At 71.4% G+C, this 20,915-nt stretch carries 22 protein-coding genes and 1 tRNA gene; 17 read left to right on the top strand and 6 right to left on the bottom strand.

Annotation, left to right across the window (positions count from 1 at the left end):
• The first annotated feature begins 93 nt into the window (after nt 1-93).
• The 12 genes from QM626_RS01410 to QM626_RS01355 all read left to right on the top strand — a co-directional run bounded on the left by QM626_RS01410 (nt 94) and on the right by QM626_RS01355 (nt 11,738).
• Nucleotides 94-714: a carboxymuconolactone decarboxylase family protein gene (locus QM626_RS01410; protein WP_415073178.1), complete on the top strand. Its 621-nt coding sequence runs from the start codon at nt 94-96 to the stop codon at nt 712-714.
• Between the two features lie 202 nt (nt 715-916).
• On the top strand, nt 917-1,930 hold the full coding sequence (locus QM626_RS01405; RefSeq protein WP_415073176.1) for an ABC transporter substrate-binding protein: 1,014 nt from the start codon (nt 917-919) through the stop codon (nt 1,928-1,930).
• Between the two features lie 21 nt (nt 1,931-1,951).
• Nucleotides 1,952-2,767: an ABC transporter permease gene (locus QM626_RS01400; protein WP_415073174.1), complete on the top strand. Its 816-nt coding sequence runs from the start codon at nt 1,952-1,954 to the stop codon at nt 2,765-2,767.
• 10 nt (nt 2,768-2,777) lie between these two features.
• Complete coding sequence (locus QM626_RS01395; RefSeq protein WP_415073172.1) at nt 2,778-3,602, top strand: ABC transporter permease; 825 nt, start codon at nt 2,778-2,780, stop codon at nt 3,600-3,602.
• A 90-nt stretch (nt 3,603-3,692) separates the two neighbouring features.
• Nucleotides 3,693-4,484 carry an SDR family NAD(P)-dependent oxidoreductase gene (locus tag QM626_RS01390; RefSeq protein ID WP_415073170.1) on the top strand — a complete coding sequence of 264 codons (792 nt, stop codon included), beginning with the start codon at nt 3,693-3,695 and terminating at the stop codon, nt 4,482-4,484.
• A gap of 19 nt (nt 4,485-4,503) precedes the next feature.
• Nucleotides 4,504-5,292, top strand: a complete 789-nt coding sequence (locus QM626_RS01385; protein ID WP_415073168.1) for an SDR family NAD(P)-dependent oxidoreductase — start codon at nt 4,504-4,506, stop codon at nt 5,290-5,292.
• Nucleotides 5,293-5,313: 21 nt separating this feature from the next.
• Nucleotides 5,314-6,183 (top strand): fumarylacetoacetate hydrolase family protein, encoded by an 870-nt coding sequence (locus tag QM626_RS01380; RefSeq protein ID WP_415073166.1) that lies wholly within the window; start codon nt 5,314-5,316, stop codon nt 6,181-6,183.
• Between the two features lie 50 nt (nt 6,184-6,233).
• Nucleotides 6,234-7,349 carry a GuaB3 family IMP dehydrogenase-related protein gene (locus tag QM626_RS01375; protein ID WP_415073228.1) on the top strand — a complete coding sequence of 372 codons (1,116 nt, stop codon included), beginning with the start codon at nt 6,234-6,236 and terminating at the stop codon, nt 7,347-7,349.
• Between the two features lie 71 nt (nt 7,350-7,420).
• On the top strand, nt 7,421-8,194 hold the full coding sequence (locus QM626_RS01370; RefSeq protein ID WP_415073226.1) for an SURF1 family protein: 774 nt from the start codon (nt 7,421-7,423) through the stop codon (nt 8,192-8,194).
• Nucleotides 8,195-8,221: 27 nt separating this feature from the next.
• Nucleotides 8,222-8,704 carry a DUF3817 domain-containing protein gene (locus tag QM626_RS01365; protein WP_415073164.1) on the top strand — a complete coding sequence of 161 codons (483 nt, stop codon included), beginning with the start codon at nt 8,222-8,224 and terminating at the stop codon, nt 8,702-8,704.
• Between the two features lie 21 nt (nt 8,705-8,725).
• Nucleotides 8,726-10,309: a glutamine-hydrolyzing GMP synthase gene (guaA, locus tag QM626_RS01360; protein WP_415073162.1), complete on the top strand. Its 1,584-nt coding sequence runs from the start codon at nt 8,726-8,728 to the stop codon at nt 10,307-10,309.
• A 37-nt stretch (nt 10,310-10,346) separates the two neighbouring features.
• Nucleotides 10,347-11,738, top strand: coding sequence for a glycosyltransferase (locus QM626_RS01355; RefSeq protein ID WP_415073160.1), 1,392 nt, complete (start codon nt 10,347-10,349; stop codon nt 11,736-11,738).
• A gap of 192 nt (nt 11,739-11,930) precedes the next feature.
• Here the strand turns inward: QM626_RS01355 and QM626_RS01350 are convergent, their stop codons facing one another.
• Nucleotides 11,931-12,830, bottom strand: coding sequence for a Bax inhibitor-1/YccA family membrane protein (locus QM626_RS01350; RefSeq protein WP_415073158.1), 900 nt, complete (start codon nt 12,828-12,830; stop codon nt 11,931-11,933).
• Between the two features lie 187 nt (nt 12,831-13,017).
• Between QM626_RS01350 and QM626_RS01345 the strand changes: the two genes are divergently transcribed.
• Nucleotides 13,018-13,977 carry a glycerophosphodiester phosphodiesterase family protein gene (locus QM626_RS01345; RefSeq protein ID WP_415073156.1) on the top strand — a complete coding sequence of 320 codons (960 nt, stop codon included), beginning with the start codon at nt 13,018-13,020 and terminating at the stop codon, nt 13,975-13,977.
• Nucleotides 13,978-14,010: 33 nt separating this feature from the next.
• Here the strand turns inward: QM626_RS01345 and QM626_RS01340 are convergent, their stop codons facing one another.
• Nucleotides 14,011-15,363, bottom strand: coding sequence for a glycine cleavage T C-terminal barrel domain-containing protein (locus QM626_RS01340; RefSeq protein WP_415073154.1), 1,353 nt, complete (start codon nt 15,361-15,363; stop codon nt 14,011-14,013).
• Between the two features lie 138 nt (nt 15,364-15,501).
• Here QM626_RS01340 and QM626_RS01335 point away from each other — a divergent pair, with 138 nt between their 5' ends.
• Nucleotides 15,502-16,185: a response regulator transcription factor gene (locus tag QM626_RS01335; RefSeq protein ID WP_415073152.1), complete on the top strand. Its 684-nt coding sequence runs from the start codon at nt 15,502-15,504 to the stop codon at nt 16,183-16,185.
• 231 nt (nt 16,186-16,416) lie between these two features.
• A complete protein-coding gene (locus QM626_RS01330; RefSeq protein ID WP_415073150.1) occupies nt 16,417-16,908 on the top strand; it encodes an FBP domain-containing protein in 492 nt (163 codons plus the stop codon).
• Nucleotides 16,909-16,914: 6 nt separating this feature from the next.
• On the opposite strand, the gene QM626_RS01325 is transcribed toward QM626_RS01330, so the two are convergent.
• Entirely contained in the window at nt 16,915-17,787 is an 873-nt protein-coding gene (locus tag QM626_RS01325; RefSeq protein ID WP_415073148.1) for a helix-turn-helix domain-containing protein, read from the bottom strand.
• Between the two features lie 124 nt (nt 17,788-17,911).
• Between QM626_RS01325 and QM626_RS01320 the strand changes: the two genes are divergently transcribed.
• Together QM626_RS01320 and QM626_RS01315 are read left to right on the top strand one after the other, a co-directional pair.
• Nucleotides 17,912-18,625 carry an SDR family NAD(P)-dependent oxidoreductase gene (locus tag QM626_RS01320; RefSeq protein ID WP_415073146.1) on the top strand — a complete coding sequence of 238 codons (714 nt, stop codon included), beginning with the start codon at nt 17,912-17,914 and terminating at the stop codon, nt 18,623-18,625.
• 49 nt (nt 18,626-18,674) lie between these two features.
• Nucleotides 18,675-19,523, top strand: a complete 849-nt coding sequence (locus QM626_RS01315; RefSeq protein WP_415073144.1) for an NAD(P)H-binding protein — start codon at nt 18,675-18,677, stop codon at nt 19,521-19,523.
• A 26-nt stretch (nt 19,524-19,549) separates the two neighbouring features.
• Here QM626_RS01315 and QM626_RS01310 read toward each other — a convergent pair.
• From QM626_RS01310 to QM626_RS01300, 3 genes are all read right to left on the bottom strand, one after another.
• Nucleotides 19,550-19,623 (bottom strand) — tRNA-Met (locus QM626_RS01310).
• An 84-nt stretch (nt 19,624-19,707) separates the two neighbouring features.
• The gene (locus QM626_RS01305; RefSeq protein ID WP_415073142.1) at nt 19,708-20,097 is read right to left on the bottom strand and encodes a hypothetical protein; all 390 of its coding nucleotides are present in this window, start codon (nt 20,095-20,097) and stop codon (nt 19,708-19,710) included.
• Nucleotides 20,094-20,915, bottom strand: an 822-nt coding sequence (locus QM626_RS01300; protein WP_415073140.1) for a hypothetical protein, incomplete at its 5' end; no start/stop codon positions are given. The genes QM626_RS01305 and QM626_RS01300, both read right to left, overlap by 4 nt.

The raw sequence follows: 20,915 nt of genomic DNA, 5'->3' as shown, positions 1-20,915 counted from the left end.
CCGCGCCGATTTCTGTCCACACTTTTTGGAAGATCATCGAAGAATTCTGTCAAAATGGCGGTCATGAATGTCCAAGTGTCGACGGAGAGCATGATGACTGAGCGGCTGCGCCGACTCCGCCCCAGCGATCTGGACGAGGATCAGCGTGCGGTGTATCGCTCGATCACGGGTGGTGCCCGCGCCGTCGGACCGCAGCTCTTCGAGCTGGTGGACGGCGAGGGCTGCCTCAACGGCCCGTTCAACGCGATGCTCGTCGCCCCACGGGTGGGCGAGCCGCTGCAGGCGCTCGGCGCGGCGGTGCGCTACGCGACGTCGCTGAGCGGCCGGATCCGGGAGATCGCGATCCTGGCGGTCGCGACGGCCACCGGAAGCGGCTTCGAGCGCTATGCGCACGAGCCCATCGGCCGTGCCGCCGGCCTGACCGACGGCGAGCTCCGGGCGCTGCGAGAGCTCGGCGCGTTCATGCCGGACGATCCTGCCGAGGCGCTGGCGCTGGAGGTCGTCGTGGCGCTGTTGGGGGGGCGCGACGTCGATGACGAGACGTACGCGCGGGCGAGGGGGCTGCTCGGCGAGGTCGCGCTCGTCGAGCTGTCGGTGCTGGTGGGGTATTACCAGGCCCTGGCGACCACGATGAGGCTGTTCCGGATCGGCGCGCCCCGGCCGGCGGCCCGCGCCGGTGATGAGGATGCGGTCATCACGGAACAGAGTGAGTGAAGTCGACACTTTGCTCGGACCATGCATCGGGATGTCATCCCCTCATGCCCTATTTTTTCCGCAATGTCTAATGAAAACGTCGGGATCTTTCTCCACCGGATGCGGCCCGGGAAATGCTTGACACCGTCGATGTGTCGACAGTACGGTCGTCGCAACGAGGTCCGGGAAACCCCGTGCCTCCCCTTCACTCTAAGGATGACTCATGCAGTTTGATGCGAGAGCATGGCGCAGCAGCAAGGTCGGGATTCCACGGTGGGGCGCCGTCATCGGCGCCACCGCCCTGGTCATGGTCGCGCTGGCCGCATGCGGCAGTGGCGGAAGCGATGATGCTTCCGGCGGCACGACGGACATCACGGTGCTGCGCAGCACGGGCAGCACATTCGAGGCGCTCTACATCGCCCAGGAGCAGGGCTACTTCGAGGACGCCGGTCTGAACGTCACCATCGAGGCGGGCGCGTCGGACACGTCTCAGAACGTCCCTTCGGTCCTCAACGGCGAGGCGCAGTTCGCGATGACCGACATCGGCGGCCTGGCCAAGGCGGTCGCGTCGGGGCTCGAGGTGGAGAGCGTCGTGCAGATCCAGGCCTCCTCGGCGGACATCGAGCAGAGCGACGGACTGCTGGTCGCGGCGGACAGCGACATCACCTCGCCGAGCGAGTTGTCGGGCAAGACGGTCGGCCTCCCGGTGCTCGGGGGCAACCTGCAGATGGTGGCGATGTACTCGGTCGAGAAGGCGGGCGGAGACCCCACCAGCGTGAACTGGGTGGCGCTGCCCACCGCGTCGCTGTTGGACTCGCTCCAAAGCGGCCAGGTCGACGCCATCAGCAGTTTCTCGACGTACTACTCCGAGGCTCTCGCGGCGGGTGCGGTGTCGATCGACAAGGGCGGCCAGGAGCTCCTCGGCGACCCGCAGTCGCTCATCTTCGCGAGCTCGTCGTGGCTGGCGGACAACGCCGACACCGCCGAGGCGTTCGTCGACGCCTACATCAAGGGCGCGCAGTACGCCAACGACAACCCGGACGCGGTGCGGGCCGTCGACACCGAGTACACCGAGATGGACGCTGACACGATCGCGAACCGCGCGCTCCAGGCGTTCGACTGGGCGTTCGACGTGGACGCCGTGGATCTGGCCGCGCAGAACTTCCTGGACTTCGGGATCATCGACACCGCGATCTCGTCGTCGGACCTGCTGTGGTCCGAGGCGCCGACCGATTGATCCGGGGGAGATGACTCAGAGATGACGACCACCGTTGACCCCGCGCCGACGACGACTGTGCCCCGGCGCGGGGTCCGCGGCGGCCGGCTCGCGCTTCAGCTGGGGTTCTTCGCCTCGGTCCTCGCGGTGTGGTCCATCGCCCGCCTGCTCGATGTGATGACGACCGACGCGCTGCCGGCACCGTGGACGGTCCTGCAGCGTCTGATCGGCGACGTGACGACCGCGGCGTACTGGACCGCGATCGCCAACACGCTGCAATCCGCCCTGGGCGGGCTGTTCGTCGCCATCGCCATCGGCGTCCCGCTCGGCCTGGTGACCGGAACCTACTCCTTCGCCGAACGGTCCACCCGCGTGGTCGCCGAGTTCGGCCGCTCCTTCCCCGTGATCGCCATCCTGCCGGTCATGCTGCTGGTCATGGGCACGAGCCTGACGATGAAGGGCGTCGTGGTCTTCCTCGCCTGCGTCTTCCCGCTGCTCATCCAGGCCCAGTACGGCGCGCGCAGCGTGTCGGCGGCGATCGACGAGACCGTCCGCAGCTATCGGATCGGGCGATGGCTGCGCTTCCGGAAGGTCGTGCTGCCGGCGGCGGCGCCGTCGGTGCTGACCGGCATCCGCATCGCCGCGACGATGGCCGTCCTGGTCTCGATCGGCGTCGAGATCCTCACCACGGTGCCCGGGGTGGGGCACATCGTCGTGACGAGCCAGCAGGACAAGAACTCGGCGAACGCCTTCGCCTACATCTTCACCGCGGGCCTGCTGGGCTTCGCCATCACGAAGATCGCACAGTGGGTCGAGTCGCGCATGCTGGCGTGGCGTCCGCCGACGGACGCGTCCTGAGAGGAGCGGTATGAAGACCTTCCTGCGTCTGTTGCGAGAGGCTGCGGTCCAGCTGTGGCTACCCGCGCTCGTCATCGTCGTGCTCTTCGTCGCCACGGCCGGCAGCACGTCGTTCTACTTCCCTCCCTTCGCCGACGTGCTCGCCGCGCTCGTGAACGCCTTCGTCAACCGCGGTCTGGGGGCCGACCTGCTGTTCAGCCTGGGCAACGTCCTGATCGGCCTGGCGATCGCGATCGTCGCCGGCATCGGGCTGGGAACCGTCATCGGCGAGATCCGCTGGCTGCGGGTGTCGATGCAGCCCTTCCTGGACTACGTGCGCGCCACGCCGATGGTGGCCTTCACGCCCGTGATCATCCTCACCTTCGGCATCGGGTCGCTGCCCAAGATCTTCCTGATCACGCTGGGCGCGTTCTGGCCGATCCTGCTGAACACGACCGCAGGGGTCGACGGGATCTCCTCGACGGTTCGCGAGACCGCCCGCGCCTATCGCCTCCGCCCGCTGCTGCGGCTGCGCAAGATCCTGCTCCCCGGCGCCCTTCCCCAGATCTTCGCCGGCATCCGGATCTCGCTGGCGATCGCGATCGTGATGATGATCGTCTCGGAGATCTACGGATCGCCGCAGGGATTGGGTTACTTCATCCTGAGCTCGGGCACGTCCTTCCATGTGGCCGACACCTGGGCCGGCACCCTTCTGATCGGCGTGCTGGGCTACGCGCTGACCCTCGTGCTCATCGGCATCGAGCACCTCACGCTGGGCTGGCACGTCGAGCGTGCGCCGCGTGTGCGCCGCCGCCGGGTGCCGGCGGCCGCGCTGGTCGGCGATCCGGTCGTATGACGGTTGACCCAAGAGTGTCGACAGTTTAGGATAAAGATACGTCCGCCGACCGACAAAGAGCTGCCGTCTTCAGTGAGGAATGACGTTTCGATGACTAATACTGTCCATGATCTGTCGACAGAATCAGGCCGGTGGCTCGGTCTGGACGGGGCCAGGGTGCTGGTGGCGGGGGCCGGCGGCATCGGTGCGGCGTGCGTCGAGGCGTATGCCGCGGTCGGGGCCGACGTGTTCGTCGTCGATCGCGACGAGGGTCGCATCGACGCGTTGCGCCGCGACCGGCACGGCGATCACGGCAGCGTCCGCGGCGCGGGGCTCGACCTGGCGGCCCCCGGCTCGGGCGAACAGGCGGTCGAGGCGGCGGTCGAGGCGCTGGGCGGTCTCGACGTGCTGCTGCACGCCGTCGGGGTGAACGATCGTCGTCCGATCCTCGACTTCGCCGAGGAGGAGTGGTCCCGCATCCTGCGGATCAACGTGGACTCGGCCTTCCAGCTCGCCCAGGCCGCCGGCCGGCGGATGGTCGCGCAGGGGCACGGGCGCATCGTGCTGCTGTCGTCGGTCGCGGGGCTCATGGCGCACAAGAACCACGGTCCGTACGCGGTGTCCAAGAGCGCCATCAACCAGCTCGCCCGCGTCATGGCCAACGAGTGGGCGGCATCCGGCGTCACCGTCAACACGATCGCGCCCGGTTATATCGAGACCGACCTCACCCGCGACCACCTCGCCAAGCCCGGTGTCCGCGAGAACCTCGTCAGCCTGGTGCCGGCCGGCCGGCTCGGCACCCCGGAGGAGGTGACGGGCCCCGCGCTGTTCCTCTCGTCGGTGCACGCCGGCTTCGTCACCGGACACGTCCTGTACGCCGACGGCGGACGCACCCTCGTCTGACCCCTGTCAAGGAGCACACATGAGCACCGAACCTCAGATCTTCCCCCGGCTCGCCGGCAAGACGGTCCTCGTGACCGGCGCCGGCACGGGGTTCGGCCACGAGATCGCCTTCCGCGCCGCGCAGGAGGGCGCCCGGGTCGGCGTCCACTACAACAGCTCGCGCGCCGGCGCCGAGAAGACCGCCGAACGCATCCGGTCGATCGGCGGCGAGGCGGAGCTGTTCCAGGCCGACATCGGCACGTGGGACGCCGTGAAGCAGCTGGCGGCCGAGGCGTTCGACGCCTTCGGCACGGTCGACGTGCTGGTCAACAACGTCGGCGACGTCGCGACCGAGCAGATGTCGTGGAAGGAGCTGACGCAGGAGTCGCTCGACCGTGTGATCGACGTCGACGTGAAGGGGACCCTGTACATGGTGCACGAGTTCGGCCAGCGCATGGTCGAGCAGGGCCACGGCGCGATCGTCAACATCGGCTCGACGGTCGTGGTGCGCGGCAGCGCGCGGGCGCCGCAGTACGCGGCGGCCAAGTACGGTCTGCTGGGCATCAACAAGTCGTATGCGGCGGCGTTCGCCCCGCAGGTGCGGGTCAACATCTTCGCGCCGGGCTTCATGGAGACCGGCGCGACGCTGGCGCGCGAGGACTGGAAGTCCGGGCGCCGCGAGAAGCTCATCGCCCAGACCCCGCTCGGGCACATCCCGCCGCCGGAGGTGGTCGCCGGGACCGCGTTGTTCCTCGCCACCGACGACGCGTCGCACATCACGGGCGCCTACATGCTGGCCGACGGCGGTTTCAACATGGTCGGCGCCTGACATCCACGGAACGGAGACACCATGAAGCTCATCACCTTCGACGCCGGACGCGTCGGCCGCCTCGAGGACGACGAGGTCATCGAGCTCGACGTCCCCTCGACCCGCGAGTTCTTCGAACGCGAGGGGAAGGTCGAGGAGACCGGCGAGCGGCTCGCCCTCGCCGACGTCCGCCTGCGGGCGCCGATCCGGCCGAAGAAGTTCTTCCACACGGCCGGCAACTTCGCCGACCACCACGAGGAGCTGCAGGCGGTCAACTGGTCGCACCCCGTGCACAAGGGCATCGTGTTCTTCCAGAACGTGGATGCCGTGATCGGCCCGGACGACCCGATCGTGTATCCCGGCCACCTCACGGAGGAGCTCGACTACGAGCTGGAGCTGGCGGTCATCATCGGCAAGCCCGGCAAGTTCTTCGGCCCCGACGAGGCACTGGAGCACATCGCCGGGTTCACCGTGTTCAACGACATCACGGCCCGCGACATCCAGCGGCGGGAGATGGAGTCGGGCGTGTTCTCCTTCTCCAAGGCCATCGACACGTTCTGCCCCATCGGCCCCTACATCGTCACGGCGGACGAGATCCCCGACATGCAGGACCTGTCGATGGAGCTGCGCGTCAACGGCGAGGTCCGCCAGGTCGGTCACACCAAGCAGATGCGTGTGTCCATTCCCCACCTCGTCGCCTACCACTCGCCGCAGACCTACAGCGCGGGAGACATCGTCACGACCGGCACCGTGTCGGGCGTCGCGGCGGTCCAGCCGAACCCCTTCGACTTCTACCTCCAGCCGGGGGACGTCGTCGAGGCCCAGATCGAGCGGGTCGGGACGCTGCGCAACCCCGTCGTCTCCTGGGAACAGGCCCACGACGAGCCGGCGCCGCAGAAGATCGACTGGTAAGCGCCCGCCCGCTCGCCGCAGCGGCGGCCGGGTAGGCTGGCCGGGTGAGCATGGAGATCGAGATCGGCCGGGCCAAGCGCGCCCGCCATGCGTACACCTTCGACGACATCGCCGTGGTGCCGTCCCGGCGTACGCGCAACCCGGAGGACGTCTCGACCGCGTGGTCGATCGACGCGTTCCAGTTCGACATCCCGGTGCTGGGCGCGCCGATGGACTCGGTCGTCTCCCCGCGCACCGCGATCATGCTCGGCCAGCTCGGGGGAGTGGGCGTCCTCGACCTCGAGGGGCTGTGGACCCGCTACGACGACCCCGAGCCGATCCTCGACGAGATCGCAGCGCTCCCCGAGGCCGGCGCGACCCGGCGCATGCAGGAGCTCTACGCCGCGCCCATCAGGCCCGAGCTCGTACGTGACCGCCTCGCCGAGATCCGCGCGGCGGGCGTCACCGTCGCCGGCGCCCTCACCCCGCAGCGCACCCAGGAGCTGTACGAGACGGTCGTGGCCGCCGGCGTCGACCTGTTCGTCATCCGCGGCACGACGGTCTCCGCCGAGCACGTCTCGAGCGTGGCGGCGCCCCTGAACCTGAAGAAGTTCATCTACGACCTCGACGTGCCGGTCATCGTCGGCGGGGCGGGCACCTACACCGCCGCGCTCCACCTCATGCGCACCGGGGCCGCGGGCGTGCTCGTCGGCTTCGGCGGCGGCGCGACCTCGACCACGCGGACGACGCTCGGCATCCACGCGCCCATGGCCACCGCGGTCGCCGACGTCGCAGGCGCCCGCCGGGACTACCTGGACGAGTCCGGCGGGCGCTATGTGCACGTCATCGCCGACGGCGGGGTGGGCACATCCGGCGACATCGTCAAGGCGCTCGCGATGGGGGCGGACGCCGTCATGCTCGGCGTCGCGCTCGCCCGTGCGACCGACGCCCCCGGCCGTGGCTACCACTGGGGCCCGGAGGCGCATCATCCCAAGCTGCCGCGCGGCCGCCGTGCGCCGGTCGGCCAGGTCGCCCCCCTCGAGGAGATCCTCTACGGTCCGGCACCGGTCGCCGACGGCACCGCGAACCTCATCGGGGCGCTGCGCAAGTCCATGGCGACGACCGGGTACTCGGAGCTCAAGGAGTTCCAGCGGGTCGAGGTCGTCGTCGCCCCCTACCGCTCGTGACGGATGTCGAGCCGCCTCCGCAGGCCGGCGACGACATCCCCGAGGTGTTCCCGCCGACGCTGCGGGAGGTCATGCTGCGGCCCCGCTGGCTCGGCATGCTCGCGCTGTGCCTGGTCGTCGCGGGGGTGTTCGCCTGGCTCGGCCAGTGGCAGCTCGGCCGGGCGCTGGCGACCCCCGCCGCGGAGGAGACGAGCAGTGAGAGCGTCGTGCCGATCGACGACGTGATCGCGCCGGGTGAAGGCCTGCTCGACACGGACGAGGGCCAGCGGGTCGAGGTCACCGGCACGTTCGTGGCCGACGACTTCATCGTGGTCTCCTCGCGCTACAACGACGACGTCGAGGGCTACTGGATCACCGCGCAGCTGCGACGTGACGACACGGCCGAGCCGACCTCGATCGCGGTCGCCCTCGGATGGACCGCGGACGCCGCGGCCGCGTCGGCCGCGGCGACGGCGCTCGAGACGCAGGCCGACGCCGACCCCGACGCGACCGTGACGGTCACCGGGCGGCTCATCGCCGACGAGGGACCGTCGCTTCCCACCGGCGGCGACCCGCTCGAGCTGACGACCATGTCGCCGGTCTCGCTGCTCGGACGCTGGCACGACGTCGACGCCCTGAACGTCTACCGGCCGTATCTGGTCTCGGACACCGCGTTCGCCGGCCTCGCGCAGATCGACTCGCCCGCCCCGGAGTCCGGGACGAGCGTGAACTGGCTGAACATCTTCTACGCGGTCGAATGGGCGGTGTTCGCGGGCTTCGCCTTCTACCTCTGGTACCGGCTCGCGAAGGACGCCTGGGAGAAGGAGCTCGAGGAGCTGGCCGAGGGCGCCGACGCGGCATCCTGACCCGACCGCCCGGGTAGGATGGAGCCCATGCCGCAGCCCAAGCTCGCCACCTTCCCGGCGATCCGCACGGCGCTGAGGTTCTACCAGGTCTGCTCGATCATCACCGGCTCCATGCTGCTGCTGCTGGTCGCCGAGATGATCGTGAAGTACGGGCTCGGCTACGAGCTGTTCGCCGGTGGATCGGGCGGCGCGCTGTGGTTCGCGAAGATGACCGAGCTCGGCGAGTCCTCCGGCGACGGCGTCAACGTGTCGACGCTGATCCTCATCGCCCACGGCTGGTTCTACGTCGTCTACCTGTTCAGCTGCTTCCGGGTGTGGAGCCTCATGCGCTGGGCCTTCGGCCGGTTCCTGCTGCTCGCCCTCGGCGGCGTGATCCCGCTGCTGTCCTTCTTCCTGGAGGGGTTCGTCGCGCGGCAGGTGCGGACCTACCTGGCCGCGCGCGAGGCGGCGGAGGCCGCGGCCGGGCTCGGCGACGGTGCCACGCTCACGCAGACCATCGACCGTCCCTGACCCCGTCCAGAGAGCCATCCGGTGACCGAGCAGACCGAAACCTCCCAGCGTCCCGTCCTCGTCGTCGACTTCGGCGCCCAGTACGCCCAGCTCATCGCACGTCGCGTGCGCGAGGCCGGGGTGTACAGCGAGATCGTGCCGCACACGGCCACCGCGGCGGAGATCGCCGCCAAGAACCCGGTCGCGCTCGTGCTCTCCGGCGGTCCCTCGTCGGTGTACGAGCCGGGGGCGCCGAGCCTCGACCCCGACGTGTTCGAGCTCGGGGTGCCGACCCTCGGCATCTGCTACGGCTTCCAGGTCATGGCGCGTGCGCTCGGCGGCGAGGTCGCCAACACCGGCCTGCGCGAGTACGGGGCGACGGACGCCGCGCTCGTCGGCGACGGCGGGGTGCTGCTGCACGGACAGCCGACCGAGCAGAACGTGTGGATGAGCCATGGCGACCAGGTCTCGAAGGCGCCCGCCGGGTTCGAGGTGCTCGCGTCCACCACGGCGACGCCGGTCGCCGCGTTCGGCAACGCCGAGAAGTGCCTCTACGGGGTGCAGTGGCACCCCGAGGTCAAGCACTCGGACTACGGCCAGAACGTGCTCGAGAACTTCCTGCACCGGGCGGCCCGCCTTCCCGCCGACTGGAACAGCGGCAACGTGATCGCCGAGCAGGTCGCCCGCATCCGCGAGCAGGTCGGCGTCGGCCGGGTGCTGTCGGCGCTGTCCGGCGGCGTCGACTCCGCCGTCTCCACCGCGCTCGTGCACGAGGCCGTCGGCGACCAGCTCGTCGCCGTCTTCGTCGACCACGGGCTGCTGCGCAAGGGCGAGCGCGAGCAGGTCGAGAACGACTACGTCGCCTCCACCGGGGTGCGGCTGATCACGGTGGACGCGCGGGAGACGTTCCTGACCGCGCTCTCCGGCGTCAGCGATCCGGAGCAGAAGCGCAAGATCATCGGCCGCGAGTTCATCCGCGCGTTCGAGAAGGTGCAGCAGGACCTCGTCGCGGAGGCCGAAGCCGCGGGGGAGCCGATCCGGTTCCTGGTGCAGGGCACCCTCTATCCCGACGTGGTCGAGTCCGGTGGCGGCACGGGCACCGCGAACATCAAGAGCCACCACAACGTGGGCGGCCTGCCGGAGGACCTGCAGTTCGAGCTGGTCGAGCCGCTGCGCACCCTGTTCAAGGACGAGGTGCGGGCGATCGGGCGGCAGCTGGGCCTGCCGGAGGAGATCGTCGCACGGCAGCCGTTTCCGGGCCCCGGCCTCGGCATCCGGATCGTGGGCGAGGTCACCGCTGACCGCCTCGAGATCCTGCGTGACGCCGACGCCATCGCCCGCGAGGAGCTGACCAGGGCGGGACTGGACGGCGAGATCTGGCAGTGCCCGGTCGTGCTCCTGGCCGACGTCCGCTCGGTCGGCGTGCAGGGCGACGGCCGCACCTACGGGCACCCGATCGTGCTGCGCCCGGTGTCGTCCGAGGATGCGATGACCGCCGACTGGACCCGCCTGCCCTACGACGTGCTCTCGAAGATCTCGAACCGCATCACGAACGAGGTGCGCGAGATCAACCGGGTCGTGCTCGACGTGACGAGCAAGCCGCCGGGGACCATCGAATGGGAGTGAGGGTACCTTCGGGCCATGGTCGAGCGGGAGCGACGACGTGACGGGCGAGCTGCCCGACGCGTCCTACCTGCTGCTGGCCAGCCGGCTCGTGCCGGGGCTCGACGGCGGGTTCACGGTGTCCGTGCTGCGGCGGGCGGCCGACATCGCCGCGGCGACGGGGGAGTTCCCGCTGCTGCTGACCGTCGACCTCGGCGGGGAGCACGACGCCGATCGTGCCGAGTGGCAGCGGCGGGGCATGCTGCCCGACCCGGCGCGGCTGCGGAACCTGTTCGACGATGCCCGGGCCGATCCGTCGTGGCTGATCGCGGCGGTCTCGCCGGCCGCGGGTGTGTCACAACTCCGCCTGGATGCCGCCGAGGCCACCCCGCAGGAGGGTCCCGCGGACCCCCGGGCGGAGTTGCGACACGGTCGTCGGCTGATCGCGGACGCCGCCGGCGCTCCGGTGCTCGAGCTGCCGTACGGCGGCGAGGCCGCGACCTGGCACCTCACCGACGAGCCGGTGACCGTGTTCGACGGCGGGGCGCCGGTGGGGCGGCTGCGCGGCTACCGGGAGCTGTACCGGGTGTGGATCGATCACGTCGTGGCGGCGGAGCGGGCCCGGCGGGAGCGTCCGGCGGTCCTCGTGTGCGAGTCGCGGCAGATCGGCGAGCTGCTCGTCGACGACGGCGCCGGGCGTCCGCGCCCCGATGTGCCCATCCTGCACACGACGCACGCGTGTCACCTCGAGCCGCCCTACACCCCGGACGCTCCGATCCAGCCGGCGTGGGAGCGGTGGCTGCGCGTCGCCGACCGCTTCGAGGCCGTGCTGTGGCTCACCCCGACGCAGCGCGACGACGTGGCGCGGCGCATCGACGGCATCCGGTCGTTCGTCGTGCCGCACCCGGCGCCCTCGCCGGCGACGGATGCCATGGTCGAGCCCGGCCGCGTCGTCATCCGCGGCACCCTCATCCCGCGCAAGCGGGTCGACCACGCCGTGCGCGCCGTCGCGCGGGTTCCCGGCGCGCGGCTGGCGGTGTACGGCGACGGCCCGGAGCGCGCGGCCGTCGCCGACCTCGCCGCACGGCTGGATGCCGACGTCGAGCTCGCCGGTCATGTCGCCGATCCCGAGAGCGGGTGGCAGGACGCCGACGTGCTCGTGCTGACGAGCACGTCGGAGGGTCAGCCGCTCGTGGTGCTGGAGGCCCTCGCCCACGGTGTGCCGGTGGTGTCGTACGACATGCCCTACGGCCCGCGGGACACGCTCGCCGCCGGCGGCGGCGTCCTCGTCCCCTCCGGCGATGGCGAGGCGCTCGCCGCCGCCGTCGCCGGGATCGTCGGCGACCGGGAACGCCGTGCCGCGCTGTCGGCGGAGGCGCTCGCGTCGGCCGCGCGGATGGACGCGGCGTCCTCGATGCGTGCCTTCGGCGTCGCCGTGCGCGCCGCGCTGTGAGCCGCCCGACCCCCCGCCACACGACCACGGCGATTTCGTGCGATCCGACGCCACGAATCGCGCGCAGTCGCACGAGAACGACGCGGACGTGGGGAGGGCGGAGAGTCCTCCGCCACGTCGATCAGGTGCCCTCGCGGGCGAGGTGAACGTGACAGGGCCGCCCCCTCGCGGGGACGGCCCTGTCAGCGGCGGCTAGTTGCTGCGCAGCACCGCCAGGATGCGGAGGATCTCGAGGTACAGCCACACGACCGTGACCATGATGCCGAACCCGCCGAGCCAGCCGAACTGTCGGGCGGCGCCGTTGCGCACACCCTGCTGGATCTGGTCGAAGTCCAGCACCAGCGAGTACGCCGCCATGATGACGACCAGGACGCCGATGATCAGGCCCAGCGGGATGCCGGCGATCTTGACGCTGTAGATGCCGAACGCGCCGCCGTTGTCGGCGCTGAACACGCCGAACATCATCAGCACGACGTTGAGCAGGCCGAAGACGAGGTAGCCGACCATCGCGATCAGGAAGATCTTCGTGGCACGCGCCGAGGCGCGGATCTTGCCGCTGGCGAACAGTGCGAGGGTCACCCCGACTACGACGACCGTCGCGAGGGTCGCCTGCAGCACGATGCCCGGCCAGATGTACTCGAAGTAGGCCGAGATGCCGCCGACGAACAGGCCCTCGAACGCGGCGTAGGCGAAGATCAGGGCGGGCCGCACCTTGGTGCGCGAGCCGAAGATCACGACCATCGAGAGGATGAAGCCGCCGAGGCCGCCGACGATCCACGGCACGATCGACGGGTTGGGGTTCGCGGTCGTGACGCCGGCCATCGTCCACAGCCATCCGACGACGGCGCCGACCAGCAGCACGCCGAACAGCGCGATCGTCTTGTAGACGGTGTCCTCGACGGTCATCCGGCCGGTCTCGATGGCGCCGGCGGGGGGAGCGGCGTAGGCGCCTTCGAGCTGCGCGTTCGCCGCGGCCTGCGCGCCGGTCGTCGCCTGGGCGGGCGGCGGCGTGAGGCCGGTGGAGCCTGCCGGGCGCGCGGTGCCGCGCTCCTGGAAGGCCGGGTTGTTGAACACGGGGTTGGACGAGGCCATGGCCAGATCACACTCCAGGTCTGAGTTGGCAGCACCATGCTGCGATTCCAGGGTAACGGCACGGCGCCGTCCGGTCACCGGGAGTGTCTGTGAGTGGCCTTTGAGCCGGGGAAGCCGTCACCGCGCGTTCACGCGGCGTCCGCTGCCGGGATCCGCGTCCGTCACCCGGCCCGGATACGTTGCGCGCGTGCCATCCCTCGTCATCGGGCACCGCGGCGCCCCCGGCCACCGGCCCGAGCACGGCCGTTCCTCGTACGAGCTGGCGATCGCGATGGGGGCGGATGCCGTCGAGCCCGACGTCGTGCCGACGCGCGACGGCGTGCTCGTCGTGCGGCACGAGAACGAGATCTCCGCGACGACGGACGTGGCCGAGCGGCCGGACCTCGCGCATCACCGGCGCACCAAGAGCATCCTCGGGACGGTGCAGACCGGCTGGTTCACGGAGGACCTCACCTGGGCGGAGCTGTCGAGTCTGCGCTCGCGCGAGCGGATCCCCGGCCTGCGCCCGCGATCGGCGACGTTCGACGGCCACGCACCCGTGCTGCGGCTGTGCGATCTGCTCGCCCTGCTGGACGCGGCGCAGCGCCCGGTGCGGCTCGTGCTCGAGATCAAGCACGCGGCGTACTTCCAGGCCCTGGGCCTCGACATGGCGGCCATGGTCGAGACGACGCTGCGCACCGCGGGCTGGGCGGATCGCGACGTGATCGTGGAGTCGTTCGAGCCGACCGTGCTGGCCCGGCTGCGTGCGCGGGGCCTGACGGCGACGTACGTCCAGCTCGTCGAGGCGGAGGGCTCGCCCGTCGATCTCGTGCTGGCCCACGGCGCCGATGCGCCGTCGTACGCCGACCTGGTCGCCCCGGCCGGGCTCGACGCGCTCGCCGCGGCGGTCGACGGCATCAGCGTGGACAAGGCGATCGTGCTGGATGCCGCCCGTGCTCGCGTCGTCGCCGACGCGCATGCGCGGGGGCTGCAGGTCTACGTGTGGACGGCGCGCCCTGAGAACGTGTTCCTCGACCCCCGATTCCGCCGCGGGTCGGATCCCGCCGCGTTCGGCGACTACGAGGCGGAGTGGGCGGCGCTGCGCGCGGCGGCGGTCGACGGGATCTTCGCGGACTATCCGGACCTGGCGGCGCCCGTCTTCCGCTGAGGCCGTTCGGACGGGCCGCCGCGGCGATGCCGGCTACGACACGTCGACGCGGCGTCCGTCGGGCACGAACGGCAGGGCGGTCACCGTGGCGCGGATCGGCACCTGCCGGGAGCCGGGGCGGCCCCAGATCACCTCGACCTCGGCGCCGGGCGCGGCGTGCTCTCGGGCCAGGACGCCGAAGGAGATCATGCGTCGCAGGTACGGACTGTAGGTGCGGCCGCTGGCGACGCCGACGTCCCGTCCGCCCGCGACGATGCGGTCGAACGCGGCGCCGGCATAGCGGGGCAGGACGAACTGGTCGATCGGCTCGTCGTCGTACAGCGACGCCGAGACCGCTCTCACGTCGTCGGTGTCCCACATGAGCCCGACGAACGCACGCGCGGGCCCTCCGGCATCCCGTTCGGCCTCGATCGCAGCCCTGCCGAGGTAGTCATCCCTGCGGGTGCGGCCGCGCGCACCCCACCCGAGCTCGCCGGGGGTGCGGAAGAAGTCGGCCAGGCCGGTCGGGACGAAGCTGCCGGTCGGGCCACCGCTCTTGAACTGCCACGGCGCTCCCGGCGTGGGGATGGACGCCGGCAGATAGTCGAGACCGTTGGTGGCGATGCCCGCCTCGACGTGCTGGTTCGACATGGCGGCGAAACCGAGCTGCAGCAGCCCGAGCCCCTCGCCGACCTCGACGACCGCCGCCCAGACCGCGTTGCCGTCGGCGGCGTCGCCGTGCAGCTCGTAGCCGAGCTGGCCGGAGATGCCGGTGCGCAGCACGCGCACGTCGTGCCCGGCGATGCGGGCGGTGCGGCTGCGGTTGAAGGCGATGTCGCGCAGGTCGCCGTCGGCGAGCCGCTGCAGCACCGGCAGCGACCGCGGCCCCTGCACGCCGAAGATGAAGCGGTCGGGCGTGAGGTCGGCCAGCTCCAGGTCCCAGTCGCCCTGCGAGGCCTGGTGCTCGAGCCAGGCGCCGCTGCCGGCGGTGAAGACGAAGTCGTCGTCGGCCACGCGCAGCAGGATGCCCTCCATGGCGACGTAGCCGTTCTCGTCCAGCTGCACGTGGTGCGTGATCTGACCGATCTCGAAGCGGGACAGGTCGTTCATCCCGAGCCACGACAGGAACCGCAGCGCGTCCGGACCCGTCACGCGGATCTTCGCCAGCGGCGACCAGTCGCCGATGTACGCGGCGTCGTGGTGGGCGCGGGCCTCGGCGAGGGTGTCGGTGAACTGCGTCGCGAGGAACATCGGGCCGAACCGCATGTACGTGTTGGTGCCGTTCGCGGCGTCCTGCGTCGCGGCGCCGGGGCTGAAGTACGCCGGGCGCTGTGCGATGAACGGCGCCCCGGGGGCGGCCTTGAGCGCCTCATAGGTCTGCCGCTGCTGCCGGGCGAAATCGTCCATGTGGTGTCTCCGATCCGCCGGCACGACGTCGTCTCCGGCTCTCTCCGTTCTAGCCCGACGGATGCCGCAGGCGAGGCAACGTCCGATTGCGTGCGCACCCGCGAACAATGACGTAGCCGGCAGGGTTAGGGTTCGTTCGTGGAGAGCGTGCTCACGGCGATCGCGGAGTCGATCCAGTGCGCTGACCGGGTCGCCGGGGTGCAGGTGGTCGTCGCCGAGCCGCCGCGCCGGCCGGTGCGGGCGATGGGCGCCGCGGGGTTCGCACCGGACCCGGCACTCCTGGGGCGGCTGCAGGAATGCCGTGCGCGCGGTGCCCGGCTGGCGAGCTTCGATGCGCCGGAGCCCGCTTCGCAGCGCGTCCTGACGGGGCGGCGCGAGCGGATGCTGGCCGACGGCGCGTGGCTGCCGGTGCACGACTACATCCGCGAGGTGGAATGGAGCGACTACATCGCGACCCCGATCCCGCTCGGCCGTGAGCACGGCGGAGTGATCAACTGCTACATCGCCGCGGACGCCGCGGTCACCGAGCCGCTGCTGCGGTTTCTGCGCGCGATGGCGCAGGTCGCGGCTGCGGCGCTGGCGACGGCCGCCTCGTCGCCGGCGGCTCCGAGGGATGCCGACCGTGCCTGGCGTCTGGACCGGCTCACCGCGCGCGAGCGCGACGCGTTCGCACTGCTCGGCGAAGGCCTGTCGAACCGCGACATCGGCGCGCGGCTCGGCATCGCCGAGCGCACGGCTGCGACGCACGTGAGCAACCTGCTCGTCAAGCTCGATCTCCCCTCGCGCACCCGGGCCGCGCTGTGGGCGAGCTCGATGCGCTGAGCCCGAGCCGCCGGACGGGGCCTATCCTCGAAGGGTGAAGATCGTGGACGGCCCTCGCGGCCGGAGGGAGGTCGCCGGCGGCTTCAGCGCCGGCGAGAGATGACGCCGCACCGGCGTCGCGCGGCGCGCCCCTGAGAGCGCATCGCCCCGCGGCGCCATCGTGTCGACCCCGCTCGCGGATCGTCGCCGGCAGCGCGGCATCCGCCTCTCACTCTCGCGAAAGGCACCCTCATGCACGCTCTCACCGAGGCGCAGCTGCGCTCGGCGCTCATCAACGTCTCGCAGTCGGAACGCAAGAGCGTCATCCTGCCGTCGGACATCGCCGACACCGCGTGGGAGTCGCTCGAGTTCTACGGCGCCCGAGACCGGAAGCTCGCCCTCGTCGGATACGTCGTGGTCGAGCTGGACGGCGAGCCCACCGCCGTCCTCCTGCGCCAGGCGGAGGCCCGTCCGCGGGCGCGCGCCCAATGTGCCTGGTGCGCGGACACGCACCTGCCCAATGACGTCGTCCTGTTCACCGCGCGACGGACCGGGCCGGCCGGACGCCGCGGCGATGCGGTCGGCACCCTGGTGTGCGAGCGATTCCAGTGCAACGGCAACGCACGCCGGCGGCCCCCGCTGGCCTACGAGGGCTTCGACGTCGAGGCCGCCCGCGCCACGCGGGTCGCGGCCATGCGCGAGCGCGTCGAGGCCTTCGTCCGCGACGTCCGCGACGGGCGGTGAGCCCGCTCACGACGTCGGCGGAGATCCGGTCGTGCTCCCTCCGCGCGCGCTGACGCGCTCGGAGCCGATGACGCTGAGCAGCCGGAGCTGGTCGGCGGCGGCCGTCCCGGGCTCGGCGGTGAAGATGATGAGCCGCAGCCCGGCTCCCTGGACGGTCACGATGTCGCAGTCGAGCTCGATGGCGCCGAGCTCGGGATGGTCGATGGTCTTGCGTTCGTTGCCGTGCTCGCCGAGGTCCGAGGCGCCCCACAGACGTGCGAAGTCCTCGCTGCGCCGACGCAGCGTCGTGACGAGGGAGACGAGGTCGGGGTCGGCGGGGTACCGGGCGTGGACCCGGTGGAGGTCGGCGACGATCGACGCCCGGTACTGGTCGGGCTGCGGGTGCCGGACGCGTCCGGGTTCGCCCAGGAAGCCCCGCCACACGAGGTTGTCCTCGCGGTCCCCGCGCCCGCGGGGATCGCCGGTGAGGGCGGTCCAGAGCGGGTTCTGGTCGAGACGGGTCCACGCCGCGTCGAACACGGCCACCGGGGTGTCGGGGAAGCGGTCGAGAAGGCGTCGCACGCTCGGTGTGATCCGGCGCGGCATGAGAGCCCGCAGGTCGTCGGCGTGCCCGGCGAGACGCAGTGCGGTGGCGGTCTCGGCCTCGGAGAGCCGGAGGGCTCGGGCGAGTGCGTGCACCACGCTCGCGGTCGGGTGCGCGCGTCCCTGCTCGAGACGTTTGACGTAGTCGGGGGAGACGCCGGCGAGCCAGGCGACCTCTTCCCGGCGGAGCCCCGCGGTGCGGGTCGACGCGGACCCGAAGGGCGAGCCGACGTCGCCCGGCTGCAGGCGTCCACGCCAGGTGCGCAGCAGCGGGCCGAGCTCGAGGAGGGCTTCCATGCCTTCGATTGTCCTCGCGCTCGCGTCATCAGGGTGGGACAGGGCGGGCCACGCTGTCGTGCCTGCGCGGTCACAGGCTTGTCCTCGGCGCGAATCTGCCGCCCGGATCGGAAGGAGCCCTGGCATGACATCACCGCATGGAGCGGATCCGGTGGCGCTGGTCACCGGATCGAGCCAGGGCATCGGGCGGGAGACGGCCAGGCGCCTCGTCGAGGCGGGCCACACCGTCTATGTCGCTGCACGCGACGCCGAGCGGGGCGCGGCCGCGGCGGCGGAGGTCGGCGCGCGGTTCGTGCTGCTCGACGTCACCTCGGACGCGTCCGTGACGGCCGCCGCCGCCCAGGTCGGTGCGCAGGCGGGACACCTGGACGTCCTCGTGAACAACGCCGGCATCACCGGCCCGCAGGACGAGGTCCGCGACCTCACCGGCGCCGGCATCGAGCAGGTCCTGGCGACCAACGTGGCCGGATACGTCCGCGTCATCCACGCGTTCCTGCCGCTGCTGGAGCGTGCCGCCTCGCCGCGTGTCGTCAACGTCAGCAGCGGCCTGGGATCGCTGGCGCGGTTCCACGATCCGTCCACGATCGAGTCACGGGCGGGCAGCCCGTTCTACGCGGCGTCCAAGGCGGCGATCAACATGCTCACCGCCCGCTACGCGCGCCTGCTGCCCGGCATCCGGATCAACGCCGCCGACCCCGGACTGACCGCCACCGCGTTCACCGGCGGCGTGGGCCACTCGGTCGCCGACGGCACCGACGCGATCATCCGCTTCGCCATCGGCGAGGACCGGGACCTCACCGGTCGTTACCGCGACCGCGACGGCGACGTCCCCTGGTGACGGCCGATCACGCCCGCTGTCACACCCATCGAATCCCGTAAGGAGCACCATGTTTCTCATCACCGGAGCCACCGGCAACGTCGGCGGCGAGCTCGTCACCCAGCTCGTCGCGGCCGGCCACGACGTGCGCGCCTACGTCCGCGACCCCGACAAGGCTCGCCGGCGGCTGCCGGACGCGGTCGAGCTCGCGACCGGCGACCTCGACGACGCCGCCGCGCTGCGCGCGGCGGTCGACGGGGTGGCGGCGATCTTCTTCATGCAGGCCGCTCCGATCCCCTCCCAGGCGCAGCGTGTCGTCGACGCCGCCAAGGCCGCCGGCGTGAACCGGATCGTGGTCCTGTCCTCCATCGGCACGGTCCTGCATCCGCGGCCGATCATCGGCGCCGCGATCGACGAGCGCGACGACGTGCTCCGCGACTCGGGCCTGGCGATCACCTACCTGCGCCCGAACACCCTCGCCTCCAATGCGCTGTGGTGGAAGGACGGCATCGCGTCGGAGGGAAGGGTCTACGACCCGACCGGCCCGGGTCTGACCGGACCGATCGACGCCTACGACATCGCCCGCGTCGCCGCGACCGTGCTGACCGAGTCCGGCCACGAGGGGCACGGGTACATCCTCAACGGCCCCGAGGCGCTCAGCGCGAAGGCGCAGGTCGAGATCCTCGCCGACGTCCTCGGCCGGCAGATCGAGTGCGTGTCCGTGACTCCCGAGCAGTTCGCCGAGGTCAGCATCCAGCGCGGCACGCCGGAACCGCAGGCACGCGGCCTGCAGGACCTGCAGGAGCTGTTCCGCGCCGGCCGGTCCGGGATCCTCACCGACGATGTGCAGAACCTCACCGGCACCGCGCCCCGCACCTTCCGTCAGTGGGCACAGCAGCACCGCGCCGAGTTCGACTGACGGAGCGGGCGGGCATCAGGGATCAGACGCGACGGCGGGAGTCGAACCCGCTGCGCTACCGGGTATGAGCCGGTGTCCGGGAACCGCCCGGATCGCCGCGATGGGTCCAAGGTAACGGTTCGGCCACGACGCCGCAGCCTCCGTTGCGTTCCGTATCCACGTGTTACCGAGAAAGACGCCCGGCTCACCGTGTGCCGCGTCGCTGCATCCGGCGCAGCAGCGCCGCGACCCCGGCCACGAGGAGCAGCACGCCCACGGCGAGAAGGCCGATCGCGACGGCGGTCGGCGCGTCGGTCGCCCGGGCCCACGCGGTGACGGCCTCGCGGCGGTCCGCGCCGGTGAGGATCCACAGCATGATCGCCGACACCCCGGTGAAGAAGAGGCCCCACACGATCGCCGCCCACCGCGTCCGTGGCGGCGTGAGGCGCGCCTCGGGCGGATCCTGCGCGGCGGCCTTGAGCATCGGCGGCTCCGCCGGCACCGTGGGCTCTGCCGTGTCCGTCCCCGTCGGGAGCCTGCGGGTGTCGGGCACGGGTTCGGATTCCGGTGCCGGGTTCTCTGCGGGCTCGCTCACGGCGTCACCTCCGGGGTCGATGTCGGGGACGGGACGGGGATCGTGGTCGGGGTCGACGTGATGCGGCCGGGCTCGGTGTCGGGCAGGAGCTGGATGACCACGCTGCCGCTGGCCTGCCGGATCGACACCGTCTGGTACGTCACGACGGTCGTCTCCGGGGCGGAGAACCGGGCGTGCACGGTGCCGTCGGCGGCTGATCCGAGGTCGGCGGCATCGAGGAGCAGGGTGTTGTCGCCCCACTCCTGCACGTAGACGGCCGCGGTGCCCACCGCGCCGTCGAGGTCGAGCTCGACCCCCGGCTGCACGGCGATGACGGTGCTGCCGGATCCCTTCTCGATCACGACCGGCGCGGGGGAGCCGTCGACGACGGCCAGGTCGACGTACAGGCTGCCGCGTTCCTGCGTCACCGTGCCGTTGTCGCGGAGGTTGCTCACCGACTGGTCCCACGACGCCACCTCGGTCACGATCGGCGGGATGACGGCGGCCGCCGTCCCGCCGAGCACCGTGAGCAGCGCCATGAAGGAGAGGAAGCCGCTCCGTCGCCGCGACGCGCCGGCGACGACCATGGCCAGCGCCAGCACCAGCGCGGCCGCGAACAGCCCGACCGCGCCGGCGAAGACCCCGGCGCCGCTCGACAGCGTCGCGATCGCGCCGATCACCAGCGCAGCGCCCAAGGCCGCCACCACGTATGCGAAGCTCGTGCGCGGATGCGATGTGCGACGGATGCGGCGGCGTTCCGCGGCCTCGGCGGCGAATGCGGCGCTCGCCGCGTCGCGCTCGCGCCGGGCCTGCTCGCGGGCGAGCCGCGCGCCGTCGTG

Origin of the sequence: Microbacterium sp. (genome assembly GCF_047606385.1) — a bacterium.
GTDB lineage: Bacteria > Actinomycetota > Actinomycetes > Actinomycetales > Microbacteriaceae > Microbacterium.
The sequence above is the reverse complement of the archived record's forward strand: the minus strand, read 5'-3'. Positions and strand labels throughout refer to the sequence as shown.